The 17,262-nt window shown below is 39.8% G+C and carries 11 protein-coding genes; all 11 read right to left on the reverse strand.

Annotated elements, in window-relative coordinates; genetic code table 11:
* Positions 1–28 precede the first annotated feature (28 nt).
* Positions 29–2,299, reverse strand: coding sequence for a hypothetical protein (locus Q8S11_RS13505; RefSeq protein ID WP_305662643.1), 2,271 nt, complete (start codon positions 2,297–2,299; stop codon positions 29–31).
* Between the two features lie 326 nt (positions 2,300–2,625).
* A complete protein-coding gene (locus tag Q8S11_RS13510) occupies positions 2,626–4,293 on the reverse strand; it encodes a SusD/RagB family nutrient-binding outer membrane lipoprotein (protein WP_305662644.1) in 1,668 nt (555 codons plus the stop codon).
* Between the two features lie 43 nt (positions 4,294–4,336).
* Positions 4,337–7,831 (reverse strand): SusC/RagA family TonB-linked outer membrane protein, encoded by a 3,495-nt coding sequence (locus Q8S11_RS13515; RefSeq protein ID WP_305662645.1) that lies wholly within the window; start codon positions 7,829–7,831, stop codon positions 4,337–4,339.
* Between the two features lie 222 nt (positions 7,832–8,053).
* Positions 8,054–9,040: a FecR family protein gene (locus Q8S11_RS13520; RefSeq protein WP_305662646.1), complete on the reverse strand. Its 987-nt coding sequence runs from the start codon at positions 9,038–9,040 to the stop codon at positions 8,054–8,056.
* Between the two features lie 257 nt (positions 9,041–9,297).
* Positions 9,298–9,840 carry an RNA polymerase sigma factor gene (locus tag Q8S11_RS13525; protein ID WP_305662647.1) on the reverse strand — a complete coding sequence of 181 codons (543 nt, stop codon included), beginning with the start codon at positions 9,838–9,840 and terminating at the stop codon, positions 9,298–9,300.
* Positions 9,841–10,020: 180 nt separating this feature from the next.
* Complete coding sequence (locus Q8S11_RS13530) at positions 10,021–11,268, reverse strand: amidohydrolase/deacetylase family metallohydrolase (protein ID WP_305662648.1); 1,248 nt, start codon at positions 11,266–11,268, stop codon at positions 10,021–10,023.
* A 45-nt stretch (positions 11,269–11,313) separates the two neighbouring features.
* The gene (locus Q8S11_RS13535; RefSeq protein ID WP_305662649.1) at positions 11,314–12,528 is read right to left on the reverse strand and encodes a PLP-dependent transferase; all 1,215 of its coding nucleotides are present in this window, start codon (positions 12,526–12,528) and stop codon (positions 11,314–11,316) included.
* Positions 12,529–12,535: 7 nt separating this feature from the next.
* Positions 12,536–13,279: a glucosamine-6-phosphate deaminase gene (locus Q8S11_RS13540; RefSeq protein ID WP_305662650.1), complete on the reverse strand. Its 744-nt coding sequence runs from the start codon at positions 13,277–13,279 to the stop codon at positions 12,536–12,538.
* 64 nt (positions 13,280–13,343) lie between these two features.
* Positions 13,344–13,808: a RidA family protein gene (locus tag Q8S11_RS13545; RefSeq protein ID WP_305662651.1), complete on the reverse strand. Its 465-nt coding sequence runs from the start codon at positions 13,806–13,808 to the stop codon at positions 13,344–13,346.
* A 69-nt stretch (positions 13,809–13,877) separates the two neighbouring features.
* Positions 13,878–15,674 (reverse strand): c-type cytochrome, encoded by a 1,797-nt coding sequence (locus Q8S11_RS13550; protein WP_305662652.1) that lies wholly within the window; start codon positions 15,672–15,674, stop codon positions 13,878–13,880.
* A 10-nt stretch (positions 15,675–15,684) separates the two neighbouring features.
* Complete coding sequence (locus Q8S11_RS13555; protein WP_305662653.1) at positions 15,685–17,253, reverse strand: pectate lyase; 1,569 nt, start codon at positions 17,251–17,253, stop codon at positions 15,685–15,687.
* Positions 17,254–17,262: the final 9 nt, after the last annotated feature.

Raw genomic sequence — 17,262 nt, forward strand, 5'->3', positions numbered from 1 at the left:
TCCCACCATAAACTTCTATTGACCAATTTTATGGATTATAAGTAACATTTAGCTCGCTAACCGGGCCCAGTATCCCTCGGATATTTTTGGTGCGCACCTTTATCGTATTTAAACCACTCTGAAGCGCCCAATCCCATGACTTCTGGCTTTGACTTTGCCATTCTCCATCGGTATTGGCAACGAGAAAACTATCAAATCCTCCGGGAGTAAAAGCATCAACTTCAACCTTTAGAATTCCGGATTTATTAGTCTCATTCAAATAAATTTTAGCCTGGTTCAGGGGCTGGTAAAAATCAGATTCACGGTTAGTATATCGCTGATATTCATCACGCTTTGGAAATACATCATCGTACCAGTTTAAAAATCCATCCCAACCCCACATAGTATCACCGGTATGTACCGGAACAGGCAGAGGATTTGACAGGAAGTCGTTGCGGGGAATGATGCGGAAATGACCCATAATTTCAAGAATGTGAGTGCCACCTCCTCCCTCAATTGGGAAAGGATTATTACCCTGACGCTGTGCAACTTTTAATGTTTTAACCAATTCCGGACCAAACTCCGGAGCGAAAGGACGTTCCCAGGTTTCTACACGTGGCATTGCGGCTGCAAGCAGATTATGGATTTCAAGCAAATTAAACGGAATACCTGTTTCCGGGTCAAAATAATAATAGTCGCGGGTTGAGTCCATATAGATCCACTTATTAAGCTGATTTGACCATACTTCTGTCACTTCATGGCCACTCTCCCCTTCACTATGTATGTTTATATGTCGTGCCTGATATCCCATAGAAAGGAGCGCCCCAATCAAAGCCTGATTTGGGTAAAGACACATTTCAACCATTCTACGGCCTTTAAAAAACGGTCCGTTAAGCTGTGGCATACCGGTTTCTTCCGATATCAGCGGAGTTACAGTAACATCATTCCAGTTCCAGGAATAAGCTTCACTCCTGAGTGGCACACGATAAGCCCAGTTCAGAAGGCGCATCATCACTTCAAATTCTGTATTGGCACCTTTAACAATCTGATCAAGCTTATGGTCTTCCCTATACTTTTTCAGTTCAAGGTGATTTAAATTTTCATAGGAGAAGGGATAAGATGATTGAATTATCCTTCCATTATTTTTCACATGGGCTTGTAATCCGGCTTTCGTGTTTAGTGAATTATCTTCCCATGACGTTGAATAACGAAAATTTCTGATGAGTGGGGTCCGTAAAGGATCGGTGGTGTTAAGCTCAGCTTTCCATTGGAAATAGCGTTTATCCCCCAGAGAATACTCCCGGCCTCTTACAAGCGGCTGCCAGGATGTCCATGATTGATCACCAACAAATGGACCTGATCCATAACGGAAAAAAACTTTGGCAGATGTCATTAAGGGTTCTTCAATATCAGCCCAAAAACTCGCTTTCAAATTGCCTAAGCTTCGCTTAAGCGGACTTCCCCCATCCACAAGGTCAATTAAAGGAGAAATGTATTCGCCGGATGGCAGGAACCTGTCTAAGCTAAAACGCACAGAATACTCCCCGTCAATCTGATCCATTGCTCCGAGCTTTGTATCGCTCCATGTATTGCCGCCATTGCTGCTTTTCATAGAACGGTTCGGGCTTGTACGTGTTAAAGATCCACGTTTAAATTCATTGATGTGAGCAATCAATACCCGCCAGGAAACTGAATCTGTCTCGGTCCACATAAGAACTTCATTCTTTCCCTTTCGTAGTTTTTCATGTGGGATGTCGATGTAATACCATCTGTCAAGTCCTGACATTTTAATATACTGATGTGCATGTGGATATGCGATGACAGAAGCAGGTCTGATAAACTTCTCCCCGTTCAGGGATAAATGCAGTGGGGCACGGTTACCTTTAACCTCCATTCCTTTAAATACCAGTCTGGCAGAAGCTGCAGTAGTATTATCAATCTCTAAAATCTTCTTTATTACAATTCCCTTTTTCAAATCTTCAACCCATTCTACCGGACCTTTAGTATAGGTTTTATACCCTTCGGGAAGACCGGCAGCCGGTGCATCATCCTCAACAAGTTCAGTATCCTGTAGTCTGATTATTTTTTTACTTTGATCAAACTTTAATTTGATCAATTGCGCTTCCTTCTCAATACCTGCAGCATCAAGATTGGTTTCTTTAAACCTGAACTTTGAATTGATTTTAGGATCATCAGTTCTTGCAATACCGGCAAGTGCCTTGTAGCCTGACTTACTTTCTTCTGTTAGCTGCCCAAATAATGAGAGTACAGTTAAACAGTTGAGCATCAGTAATGCAAATAGGGAAGATACTTTTCTCATAACCTTTAAGTTATATAGATTTTGATAAAAGAAAATTAACAGGAAAACTCATAAATTATAATAACATGATGGAATTCAACGGGAGCCCTGTAAACTCTCAAATAAGAATTTTGTTATATAATTACTGAACTACTTAAGAGATCAAACGGTTGTAATCCGAAACTCAGCAATATGTTTATATATACAAACTAAAGCACAGATAAATAAAATTTGCTTATAAGAACAATTTTTCTTTGATAGAAAAATTAAATTAAGCTGTATAATGTCTAATAAAGAGTAAAATAGCAGTTATTGATTATGAAAATCAATAACTGCTATTAAAAACATCAATCTGTTGGAGTTGGGAACGAAGCCAAAGGCTTAGCATCCCACCATACCCGTGTTGCATAGCTATCCGGGCCACCCAGAAGAGCCAGGGCAGCGTCTGTTGCTGCTTTGTTGGTCGAATAAGAGTTAGGAGGATAGATTAATCTTCTTGCCAGCTGAGTTCTGCTAAGAGCAGGATTATCGGATTGAATAATTGCATATCCTCTAGGATAACCTGTTCTACGGCGTTCAGCCCATGCCTCAGTATCATTCATTGGGAAAAGGGCAAGCCATTTCTGCGTGATGATCTGCTCCAATTGTCTTTCAAAACTTCCTGCTGTTTCATAAAGTACTGGAATATCAGTTACAGGCGGACTATTCCGTGCATCCGGATTACCGAATCTATCCAATGGTTTTGAAGGCTTCTTAGTACTGACAACATAAGCATTAACTTCAGCATCAGAAGCAGTAGTCCGGAATTTAAGGGATGCCTTAATTCCTTCATTGTAAAAGTGTTGTGCTGTTCCGCCCATATTCCAACCTCTCAGTGCTCCCTCTGCTCTCAGGAAAAACACTTCGGCAGCTTCCATAATATGATCAGGCTCATTGGTACCTCCGTTATTAATTGGTAACCATTTTTTTCCAACATAGGAATATGACAAATCAAGATTGTTTCCTCTTTGAGCTGAAGGGTAACCGTTTCTAAATCCAACTAAACCACCAAAAACGGCAGTTGAAGGAGTTAAACGTCCACAGCATGGCTGAGTATATACAGGAATCCTTGGATCCTCGTATCCATTCATAAGACTTGCAAGAGTAGAGCTGAGCACAAATTCACTGATATAGGTAATCGTACTTAGTTTGTTCACGTTTGTACCATCAACTTTAACTTTTGAAAGTGCATTATCCGCATTATTTACAATAAAACCTTCAGGCGCAGCAGCAGCTTTTTCGGCCTCCAGCTTCGCTTTTGCAGGCTCAACATAAGAAATACGCATGGCAAGTCTCAAACGTAAAGAGTTAAGGAATTTAAGATTCTTTAACACATCCCCATTGTAAACAAGATCATGAGAACCTCCACTTATTGCGAAAATTTTAACTGCCGGATTTGCTGCCCTAAGATCTGCTGCCGCTTCATCCAATATCTTAAAGAAATCGTAATAAATATCCTTCTGAGAATCAAATGGAACACTGGTTTTACCATTACCAAATTCAGAATAGATTATTGGCCCAAAGTAATCAGTCTGACGGTGATATAATGCAACTTTCCATATCTTAGCGAGTGCACTCTCAGGCTTCAGATTATTTTGAGCTGTATTTTTAAGTACTAAATCCAGCTGATTTGCAGCAGCTCCATAAGCAGTATTCGAATAGAATCCTTCCATCAACAAATTTAACCAGCTGCCCGGTCCGTTAAAATTAGCGGAAGCAAAGTTAGGATGTATGATCGCGTGAAATTGTGAGTACTCTCCCGCGAACAGGTTATTCCCCTGATACCAGGCTCTCATTCCAAAATGCTGAGCTTCAGCGAATGCAAAGCCAACCATATTCGGAGTCATTTGCTCAACAGTAAGCTGAGCTCTGGGTGTATTGAGATCATCGAAATGGTCGGTACAGGAAACTGTACCAATGGTAAGAAGGATGGCCATAGAGGCTACACTTCTATTTATATAATTTGATATTTTCATAATATTAATTTTATCTCTATTTAAAACTTATTAATAAAATTTACTAAAAATCAACCTTGAGGTTTAAACCAAAAGTCCGTTCAGTAGGTGGAACATAGGTTTGAAAACCAGCTGATGCAGTACCAGCTCCCGAAAGAATTTCCGGATCCCAATTACCATTCCTGTTTAAGAAGAACAGATTCCTTCCAACCAGGGATAGTTTAACACCCGAGATAAATCCGACTTTGCTCAACATTGATTTTGGGAAAGTATAACCAAGTGTGGCCTCTCTAACCCTGGTATTAGTAGCACTTACGATAAATGCTTCACCAATAGGTGCATTCCTGCCCCCAATTAGTCTCCAAAAAGTTTGTGAAGTTATTGCAGTAGTATTAGGAGATCCGTTGGCAAGAACGCCAGTCTCATTTGGAAACAAATTCTCTCCGAACACTAATCCTCCCTCTCTGCCTTGAAGAGTTTCCTTGGTCATTCCTTCCCCATATAAAAGTCCGTCAGTGATGGAAACCATGCTACCCCCTTGTCTGTGCTCAATCAGGAATCCAAAATCAAAGTTCTTATATGAAAAATTATTTGTGATGGCACCCATCCAGTCCGGATTAAAATTAGCAGCTAATACTGTTCTTCCGGGAGTAAGGGTTGGTATACCATTTGCGCCAACAATTACTCTTCCTTGTGCATCTCTATTCCAACCTCTGGTATAAATATTACCGAATTCCTGTCCCTGTGCGACAACGAAATCAGACATATATGAATCACCACCAACAATTATTCTTGGACGATCATCAGAAATCTTATTAACCCAGTTCCTGTTTTTTCCAAAATTACTGCTTATATCCCAGGTCAATCCATTTGCATTCTGTACCGGTGTTGCCGATAAAACAACTTCTATACCTGTATTCTGAACATCCCCACCATTCGTAAAGAATGAAGCAGCCCCAGAACCGGATGGCAAAGCGATTGTAAACAACTGGTCAAATGTATTTGTTTTGTAAGCTGTGATATCAAGTCCTAAACGGCCATTAAACAAACGGGTATCAAGTCCAAGCTCATAACCTTTCGTCGTTTCAGGTCTAAGATCTGGATTCGGCAAAACAGCACCCAAAGTTATGAAACCAAAGTTTCCTCCAGTTCCTGCAAAGGTAGCTGAGCGGCTTAACTGATAAGGTGATGCACTGCTACCTACTTTTGCATATGAGGCTCTAAGTTTGGCATATGAAATTACATCCGGAAGTCCCGGGATCATATCTGTAAGAATTGAAGATACACCTACAGAAGGATAAAAATAGGACCGGCTGTTTGCAGGCAGAGTTGAACTCCAGTCATTACGACCGGTAACATCAAGATACAGATAACTCTTGTATCCAAAATTGGCTGAAAAATAGGCGGACTGCATTTCTTCTCTTGTACTTGGAACAAAAGAACCTTGTGTAAGAGCAGTATTTCCAAATGAGAAGAAGTTTGGAATAATGAGTCCTTGCTGCGTACTTGCAGTCATGCTTCCTGAACCATCTGTCTTTCTAAGGGTACCTCCGATCAAACCTGAAACATTAAGGTTTTTGGTTATGTTGTCAGTGTAAGACAAGATGGCATCATGGTTCCAGATTTGGCCCGGTCCAGTAATGCTGGCACTATAACTACCAAAATTATCCTGACCACCTCCATAAGAGTCAATCCAGGCTTTTCTTTCATTGGTATTAGAACCGCCATCAAAAGATGTACGCCCCATGAACTTAAGCTTATCAGTAAAATCAATAGTTGCTGAAGCTAAGGCAATTACACGATCAGTAGTTGTAAAATTAACAACCCGGTTCATGATCCAGAATGGGTTCCTTCCAATTGTAGAACCCGGATTCCAGAAGTTTTGCTTATTAGCACCAGATGCGTCAGTATACTCAAATTGCCTCAGATCATCAAACCGAATATTACGTGGCAAACGATAGATATTCATGTATGGATTATTGGCAGCATTATCACCAGTTCCATTCTGATTATCTATTTCATTTCTGATATAGTTAATTTTAGTATCCAGGGAAAGCCATTTTTTCAACTTACTTGTTACTCTTACAGATGCATTATCTCTCCTTAAATTATTATTCTCCATCAACCCCTTAGCATCTTCTCTGGTATAAGAAAATGCTGTTTGAGTATTTGCAGAACCTACAGAAGCATTAACGTTATGCGTCATATATGTTGAGTTCTGGAATATGTCCTTATAGTTATTCGGCTGAGGAGAAAATGCATACTGGGTTCCTGCCAAACCAGGAGCAGCCGACCAGTGATTAACCATCTGACCGGTCATTTTTGGACCCCATGATTCTTCAGCTGATGCATTATAAACTCCTGATACTCCCTGTCCATACTCACTCTGTGGTTCATAATAATGAAGGGGCCTTCCTGTTTGGAATGTTTCATTTACACTAATTTGAACCTGACCCTCTTTACCCTTTTTTGTTTCGATAATAATAACACCATTCTGTGCTGCACTACCATATAAAGCCGCTGCATTCGGGCCTTTCAATACGTTGATAGATTCAATATTATCCGGACTAAAGTTAGCTATGTTTGTGCTCATAGGAACACCATCAACAACATAAAGCGGACTACTGTTTCCAGAAATTGAACGGTTACCTCTCAGAACAACACGCGCCTGGCCACCTAAACCGGTACCAGCTGTTTCAATGGACATACCAGCTACTTTACCCTGCAAGGCGTTCACCACATTCAATGTACGGGTTTCCGTTAGTTCTTCTGCACTTACACCCTGAGTAGCATAAGTAAGGGATTTTGACTCCCGCTGAATACCAAGGGCTGTTACAACCACTTCACTCAAAGATGTAGATGACTCAACCAAACTAACATTAATCAATGTCTGATTATTTACTGCAACCTCTTGTGTGACATATCCAATATAAGTAAAAACAAGTATTGCATTATCAGGAACAGTTAAAGAGTATCTACCGTCGATATCAGATGATGCTCCAATCTCAGTACCTTTAACCTTAATACTTACTCCCGGAAGTGTTTCACCTTTAGAATCTTTAATTTGACCTCTGACAACAATATCGAGCAGGTTTGAAGACGCAGTTCCGCTTACTTTTCCGGCACTTGCATCATTACCCGTCCTTAAATTATTGATAATCATTATTCTGTTATCAACCTGTTTGAAATTAAGTGAAGTATTGGATAACAATTCCTTCAAAATATCAGAGACTGTCATATTTTCTGTAGACAGCACTAATTTATCAACATCCTTCACATCGGCATATCGATACATAAATTGAAATTGACTTTGCTTCTCAATTTTTTGAAAGGCCTTTACTAAAGACTCGTTTTTAAGCTCAAGTTTTATCTCAACTTTATCAATGGCCTGGCTCTTTACAGGAGGAGCTGAGAACAACTGAATTGAGGTAGTTAAAACAATAAAAAATGCTAATCTGAGTTGCATAATTATTAATAATAATTTATCAAAAAGTAGCCTTAAATGATAGGCAAAATGGGATTTTTGCTGATTTTCAGCAAGAATTGTAAAAATATTCATAATTTTACACGTTTTAAAAGTTATCAAAATGACTTCTAATTTTAGAAGACAGGATTTAAAACATCAATTGTGGTACGATGGCAGTCGGACAACAATTATCCCTCTGAATACACTGTTCATACAGGATTTCAGAGGGTTTTTTATGGTGGTAGGTCAAAATGCATAATCTTCGTTTTATTTCTAAAAATAGTTATTTATAAAGTGACAATTCAATTCTCTACATTATTTTGAACCCAGAGTAATAACTGTTTTATCAGCATTGTATTGAAAAACAGCTTCATTAAATTCCGATATACTTTTTAAAATCTGATCAAGAGTTTCACCTTTCCTTACAATAGTCGTAAACCGCTTGGAGCTGATGCTATCATCAGAAATCATTATCTCAACCTTATAACGACTCTCTAATAGTTTGGTAGCCTCAGCAACAGTCACATCGCTAAGTAATAAATCCTGCTCTTTCCATTCTAAATACTCAGGTGCATTAACCACCTTTTGAACAATATTTTTACTGGCTTTATTATAGGTAATCTGCTGATTTGGCATAATAACTCCAAGTGTTCTATTACTTTGATCTTCAACCCTAACCTTACCCCTGCTAACCGTTACCCGGATACTTGAATCATCAGACCATGCATTGATTTCAAATGCTGTTCCAAGAACTATTGTTTTAAGTTTACCTGTGTGAATAATAAATTGTTTAGAGGAATTATGTTTAATGTCAAAATAAGCCTGTCCATCCAGATATACTTCTCTTTTCGCCAGGCCATCAAATGAAGAAGGATAATTGAGTTTGGCTCCGGGTCTTAAAATAACGGTACTTCCATCGGGTAACTGAATCAATCTGTTCTCCTTTATATCTGTCAGTCGGGAAATAACATTAGCCTGTTTAACAGGTTCATTCTTCAGGAAATATAATCCTGCACTGAACACAATCAGCAATACTGCTGCAACAGCTAAAAACTTGAGCCATAATCCATTATTTGACGAAGAAACATCCTTAGGCAGGATCTCATCGTCTAAAATCTCATCCCAAATCCTGTTTTCAATTTCGTTCCTGATATCTGCTTTCCGATGCTGCGATAAAGAATCAAAAATATCAGCCTCTGACTCAAACAGATTATAATGCTTAATAAGCAGTTCAGACTCCTCTTCTGAGGCTTCATGCTTCAAGTATTTGTTCAGTAATTCAGAAAAATATTTATTGTTCATTTAGCAAAATAATGTCTCACTCTACATCATAGACCATATTATGTAACAATATCCCATTGCAAAATAAAATATTTTTTAAAACCCTGTGGTCGGTGTTATCACAGAGCAGATGAAGTGAATTGCTTGTGAAATAGAGAACACCGACAAGAGTGACATCTATATGGAGTAAATCGGGAATTCAGACTTACGGATTTAATTAGGCATCATGCCCGATAAATTCGTCTTCGCTTTTGCACATTGTGTAAGTCGGAGAAACCTTAGTAAAAGAAAACACGTAATTGTTCAATTGCTTTCCCTAACTGATTTTGAACAGTTTTTCTGGAAATCTGCATCTGACTGGCAATAGTCTTTGTAGGCATATCATCATGAAAACGAAGTCTGAAAATTTGCTGCCTTTTGGGAGGAAGAGTCAGGAGCAATTGCTCATAAGCTTGATAGAATTCCTGCCAGAGAATATTTGAATCTGCTTTTTCATTATGGGCAGGGATATTGTCAAACACTTCTAAATATGGAGTTGTATTTTTATTCTTTGCGGCAAGTTTGAATACCCGATTACGTACAGATATACTTAAATAAGCAGGTAAATTATTTATTGGACTATGTCTGTTGACCCAAATACTTACAAAAATCTCCTGCACAATATCCTTTGCCTGATCTTCATCTTTCAAGCGTTTGAAAGCATTCGAATAAGTTTGTTCCCAATACTTATTGTACAAAATATTGAAGGCAGCCCTTTTGCCTTCCTGCAACTGCAGCAACAGCAATTTGTCATCCTGAACTTCCGGGCAATTACCTTCCATTGATTAGATTTTTGAAACAATATAATAATTTATAACTATATCTTATCTTAACTTCTAATTGATATTCCTAATAATATGTAAGTTACGTTTACGTACCCGAAAATCCAAAAAAAAATATATTTATTTTTACACATCTTCTAAAACAACGTAAATTGAAGAAATGCAGAGAAAAAACTATTCTTACTGATTGATTAGCCCGGAAATAGCATTCAAATCATACACAATCTTACCATCCCGAATGGTTAACTCACAATCAATTTTTTGTTTGCCTTCAAAACTGTTACTAGCTACATCACGAAAACCAAATTTACCATCCCGAATAGACAGGACAGCTACATCGGCCAAAGCTCCTTCAGAGAGATTGCCCAGTTCTTCCCGTTTAATAACTTGTGCCGGTGTCCAGGTACTTGCTTTTATCAGATCAGGAAAATTCATTCCCATGGCCATGAAAATAGACAAAACATTTAACTGATCTTTCATCGCACCGTTCACACTTCCCTGATGCAAGTCCGTTCCCATAGTATTGGGATAAAATCCGGCCTTTAAAGCGGGAAGTGCCTGATTAAAATTAAAACTTCCTCCACCAAAACCAACATCAAATATGATCCCTTTTCGCTGAGCTTCAAGAACAAAAGGTTTAAATTTTTTCGTTTTGAGGTCAACAATAGGCTCAACTACCCCCCTCGAAGACTGGATGAAGGTGTGAGTGTAAATATCCCCCGGTCGGAGGTATTTGGTAAAAAGTTCTTCAATAGATATAAAAATTGTATTCAGGTCAATCATTACTGGCATATTCGCCAATTTTCCAGCCTCTACACCTCTGATGATTGGGGTCCATTCAGAACCCGTAAAATGTGCAACCTTAAAACCCACAACATCGTTCTTGTTTGCAATTGCAACTTCAGCAGTTTTTTTGGCATCCATATCACTAACATTCTGCTCATACTTTTCAATACCCTTCATCCCCTCACCAACAATATTCAATAATGAAAGAACTCTGGTTTTTGACACATCAATAATGTTCTTCTTAAAAGTTGGAAAAGATCTCCAGCCGGCACCTCCAGCATCCACAACTGTGGTAACCCCTGCACGGAATGTCGATTGATCCGGAAGAACGGCTACTGTACCCCCGCTCAGATAACTGTTAGGATCAAAACCATAAAAGACATGAGCGTGCAAGTCGATTAGTCCCGGAGTAACATACATTCCAGCAGCGTCAACTACCTGAACGGCAAGCGAAGTGTCAATGCTCTTTGCAACCCTGACAATCTTTCCATCTTGAATAGCCACATCCATTTTTTCGTTGATATTATTCTTTGGATCTATTACATGGCCACCCTTAATTAATATTCTATAGGGTCTCTGAGCCTGAACAGAGCCTGAAATGAAGATAATTACAATAAAAAGAATAAATAGTTTGCGGAGCATGACCAGATAAATTAAAAGAATAAATATAAATTTTGCAATGCAGGTTTAAACCCTGGCTTTCATCAATTCCTCAGTAAAACGTTTAGCAACCACCTTTTCATCTCCCGGCTGCATCATCCATACCGAAAGAATCATCGCATCATTGATACTCTTTGGTGCTTCAATTGATGGCTCCCCATTACGCAAATTTAGGGTCATCTCCCGCGAAGTTAACTTAATCAATGACTGATCCCAGGAAATCCTGAGGGTTGGAGTTACATTTGCAATGGGTGGCACAAAAATTTCAGCTTTGACCCCGTTCACTTTGGTCACTGCATTCAGGATAACATTGGCTCTGTCTTCCCACATTTTCCATTCCTTTCCATGATCCAGATTGACAAAACGATCAAGAGCCGCATACATGCCGAATATTTCCTCCTTGTTCACTTTCATACCACGACCGATATTTCCTCCACCGGGAGGCGCACTTAGTCGGGCTGCTGCAATAATTTCTTTTCTTCCCATCAAAATACCCGCACTTTGTGGTCCGCGAATGGCTTTTCCACCCGAAACACAAACCACATCGTAGCCCATATCATTGAACTTCCATAAATTCTCAACAGGAGGCACATCCGCTGCAATATCTACCATTGCAGGAATTTTGTGTTTTTTAGATATAGCCAGCCATTGATCATGTCCAATTTTGCCCCATGGTTCTGCTTCATTATAATACCATGTCATTGCAGTTTTTGGATTAATGGCAGCTTCCATTTCTTCAGCAGTCTCTACAAAAACACGTTTTATACCGGTGTTTGTTAATGCATGGTCATATGATCCGCTATGGGTCTTCTGAAGGATGACCTCATTTTTCTCAAAACCCGAAACATCAGGCAATAAAGCAACTTTTGCCTTATCCATACCGGTTAAAATCCCGGCAGTACCAAGTACCAATGCCGACCAGCATCCGGATGTGACCATAGCAGCCTCTGCATGGCAGATAGCAGCAATTTTTTCACCTACTTTATCCTGAAGATCATTGTACAATACATACTTTTTTGAAGCAAACTGAATGGCATCCATTACCTCATCAGGCATTAATGAGGCCGTATGGGTAGTATAGACTCCATAAGCATTAATGAAGGTCCGCAGGCCCAGTTCTTTAATCAGGTCGCGTTTTACAAGTGCTTTTACACTTGCATTTGCGGTATTATAGGGAACACCGCTAAGTCCGCCAGCCAAAGGTGCCACGGACAAGTATTTAATCAGATCTCTGCGTTTCATTGTAATATTACTTAGTTGAAGAAAGTAAGGCAGCTGATGGTTTATCTAGATAAAATATGCAATTGGGATGGGTTTGCAGGATACTGGCAGGGAAATTATTACTGACCTCATTCTCCAATGAATTTTTGACGGCTTCGGCTTTTCTGGAATCAGGAACTGAACATATTATCATCTTTGACTTGCATATCTGCCTGATCGACATGCTGATAGCCTGCTTCGGAACTTCTTCTATTGTCTTAAACCAACCCTCATTAAACTGCTGCAACCGGCATTTTTCGTCCAGATTTACAACAATATAAGGCAATTCAGTATCGAAATCTGCGGGAGGATCATTAAATGCCAGGTGCCCGTTTTCACCAATTCCTACCAAAGCCACATCAATCGGATGTTCTGCAATGATTTCATTTAATCGTTTACATTCTGCCTCAGGATCATTTTCACCATCCACCAGGTGACTGGCCTTTAATGGAGTCACCAGATTAAGAAAGCGTTCCTTTAAATATTTCCTAAAACTTGCAGGCTCGGTTTCAGGTAAGCCAATATATTCATCCAAATGGAACATGACCACTTTAGACCAGTCAATACTCTGATCAAGTACAATATTCTTCAATGTTTCAAACTGGCTTGCACCTGTGGCCAGAATTACATTAGCCTGTCCCTTTTCATCAATAGCATTTTTAATTCCTTTAATAGCTGCAGCCGCAGACACTTTTCCTAATTCTACAGGGTTTTCGGATATATTAATTTTCATTTGTGTTAAAATTATTTTTTTAATGGCGTTTAAACCCTTAAGGATTTATATATTATTAATTTTATTATTTCTTAGCTGTAACAGTAATTTCAATTCTTGCTGGTCCGATCAGACTTTTAATTCCCATTATCGAACGTGTTGGACGTGGTTCATCAAAATAAGTACGGTAAACAGTATTCATCCGTTCAAATAGTTCCATATCAGTCAGATAAACTTGCACAGACACTACATCCTTATAATCCATGTCTGCCTCTTTAAGAATCACACCAATCTTATCCAGTGCCTGCTTAACTTCTGTTTCAAATTCCTCAGGAATAATGCCGGTTTTGGCATCCTCACCACTAAATCCAGCAACATAAAGGGTACCATCAACCAGGATTCCCGGGGTAAATGGAAGTCCCCTGTTATAACCTTCGGGCATTATAATTTTGCGTTCTGAAATTTCTTTCTTTGACTCTGTTGTAACAGTGCCTACGCAGGAGGTCAGTCCAAGAATAAAGAATGAACCTAATAGAATTGTTGATTTCATGTTGTTTGATTTAATACTTAAAGTGATAAAATTACAATTAAATAAGACTGGGGAATAAGCTATATTTCCTTAGTTTTTAGAATTCTTCCTTACCTCACTAACTTCAAGACTACTGACTGGTCCAGCCTTATTGCCAAAACTTTGGCGGATATAAGTTAAAATCGATGCAACAGCATGATCGTCAAGAAATTCTGCATGTGCAGGCATCATACCCTGCCAGGATTGTCCGTTAACCATAATTTCTCCATCAAGTCCGTTAAGAATCACATTGATAAGCCTCTGCTTATCTCCGTTTACCCAATCTGCACCGGCTAGGGGTGGAAAACGACTATTATCACCTTTGCCATCGCGCTGATGACAGGATGCACAATAGGTATTGTACAAAATACTGCCTGCCAAACGATCGCCTCTATGAAGATTATCTTTCACTTCATCTGGTGTTTTAATATATGATCTGCTCTTTCTAAGTTCCATAGCTGCAAGCTGTTTCTCTCCGAACTCGCTTTTGTCACCCTTGTACATTACCCGCCAGATCTTCCCCTTATTGGACTCAGAAATATATAAGGAACCATCAGGTCCGGTTGCCAGACCCATTGGACGATATACTGCGTCACTGGTATTAATTACTGTATCTACACCAGTAAACCCATCAGCAAAAACCTCCCATTCACCGCTGGGTGCCCCGTTCTTAAAAGGTACAAAGCAAACAATATAACCTGCCTGAGGATAGGGTGAACGATCAGTTGATCCATGAAATGCGACAAAAGCACCTTGTTTATAACGTTCCGGGAATTGATTACCCTGATAAAACATCACATCCATTGGTGCCCAATGGCCCGGAAAACCAAATACAGGAATATCAAATTTGGATGCCCTTCCTATAATCTTACCATCACCACCATAGCCCGGTTGCAAAACATTTTTCTTTTGCATATGATCATAATAAGCATATGGCCAGCCAAAATCAGAACCCTCTGTAACCTTAAGTAAAGGCTCTGAAGGCAGAACAGCTGCCTGCCATGCTGTGTACAAATCAGGATAAATGGTACGAAAATTATCGATTCCGTTCATAACAGCATACAAATTATCATCCAGCGGACTCCAGACCATCCCAACTACACTTCTGATACCTGTCGCAAATTTATAACCGTCCTGCTGAGTTTGATTAGTCTTAGAGACATCAAACCTCCAGATACCACCATGGGTTTCCAGTTCAGGTGATGGATCCAAACCCTTACCACCCGGTATTCCAATGGGTCCATATTTAGTAATATCCTGGCCTGCATCTGAAGGTGTTCCAAAAGGAACGTACATATACCCTCTGCGATCAAATGCAACTGGCTTAGTTGTATGCCAGTTATTTGCCACGTTCGGACTAAGGTCAGTCAGCACTACTTCTGTTTTACTTTCGGGAACTAATTGACCCGGAGTGAGTTTGTTTTTGAGTACCTGATTAACTGTACTGGTATAGAGGTAGCCATCATGTATGGTCATTCCCACAGCAGAACCACCAATATCCTTATAATCGCCAAAATAAACAATTGAGTCTGCCCGGCCATCCTTATTCAGATCACGCAATCCTACGGTACCTCCTGAACCCTTCATTGCCCGGTTAAATGTTAATTTGACATAAATATCCCCATTGTCATTTACAGCCAGATGCCTGGCTTTACCAATACTGTCAACTACAACGAGTGCTTCGAAATTATCCGGAAGGAACAAACCTCCCTTGTCAGGCAAACCATCAGGTATTGTTCTGGAAATTTTTGAACATGAGAATATTATAAGGACAATAAGAATCAGCACAATCCCGGTTCTAATTTTCGGATTGGTATAATTTTTCAGTGATTGATTCTCAAAGTTCATTCAGGTTGTCCTATCGACTTAAATATTTGATTAATAGTCCCATGTTCTTTTCGTACTCACGGGTAGAGATATAGTGCTGATCTGAGGCATCTACAATACCTTTACCATTTTCATCACTGAGCTTCGCAGTATTCATTTCCGAGCCATCCGGCAAAACCGAATAAGGCCTGCTGATCTGAATGTGCTTTACAAGCCATCGATCCTGATCCAATGCTTTTATGATATCCGACACCATATTATCATTGGGTATAGCCCCACTTGAAGGAACTGCCGGAGAAAGGGACTGGGGTAAAGTTCCATCTTTGATTATACCCGGCTTCAAGGGAGAATTCCTGCTGGCTTCTTCCACCGAAAGTGCATTTACCCGCTGATATTCATCTTTGAGATATTGAATATTAATATTGGTTTTACCTCCATAATGTGCAAGAAGATTATTATCATCATAATCCCACCAGTAATGACCATCCTTCACTCCTGTACCTTTACGGTGAGCATAAAGCCCCTTATTGGTCCCGATCTCAATGAATGTTGCATGGGTACGCGTTCCCCCAAGGCTTTTTTCGGCAGGCAAGCGACAGCTTTCAAGCCACTGGATGGCATCCGGAATACGTGCCAGGAATTTTCTGTCGCCCGTCAACTGGTAATATTTCATCAACAATAAAACATGGGTATAGGTAAATCCTGGCATCAGGGCAGGTGGTTCATAACTTCGTGCATGTGCAACCTGCAGTTCCATATTATATTGTTGCCCCCAGCCTCCCTGAGGGTTCCCCTGCTGGGTGATCAGATAAAAATTCATTCCTCGGCGAATAGGGTCCAGAAAACGCTCCTCTCCCAGGTTGATATAACACTGAATCAGAAAATCGATATTCCCTGATATTACTTCATCATTAAATGTATAATAAGCGGAATAGTCTTCTTTACCGTTTTTGGGATGATTGTCCTTAAGAGGAAAACGCTGTGGCCATCCACCAAGCGGATACTGACTGTCAATTATTAACTGAATAGCTTTATCTAGAGCCGGTTTATATTTAGTGTCCATTTTCTGAAGGTAAAGCCTCAGAAGAAAGGAAGCTGGTCCCGAAGTATTGGAGTCATCAAAAGTTGAAGTGCCATAATAGTAATAGTATTCCTCAAATCCCCAGGCATTTTTCCCAATAGTATTGTACCAATGTTTTAGAGATCGGTCTCCGGCAAAGTCGATCATATAATTCCAGCCACCTTCAGGAAGCTGACCCCAGATCAGTGCAGAGGCAACTTTTTCTGCTGCAAGATAGTAGTACTCATCGCCGGTTGCTTTATAGGCATCGAGAAACACATTTCCCATACTTACAGTTCCTGGATCCTGAACCCAAACCTGAGTTTTAAAACCCTCCAACTCTCCCCAGCGACGGGAAAAATCAGGAAGGTAATGAGCTACATAACCACCATTAACACTTGCTTTTTCCACCATAAAACAGGTTGCACGTAACATTGCTGAACGGGCTTCCTGTTCCAGTTTTTTGGACTGGGCAAAACCATTGAATGTTGTCAGAACCAGTATAGAAAAAGCAGCGAAAAGTGATTTGAAGGTTGACATCCTGATTTG

The organism is Daejeonella sp. (assembly GCF_030695525.1).
Taxonomy (GTDB): Bacteria; Bacteroidota; Bacteroidia; order Sphingobacteriales; family Sphingobacteriaceae; genus Daejeonella.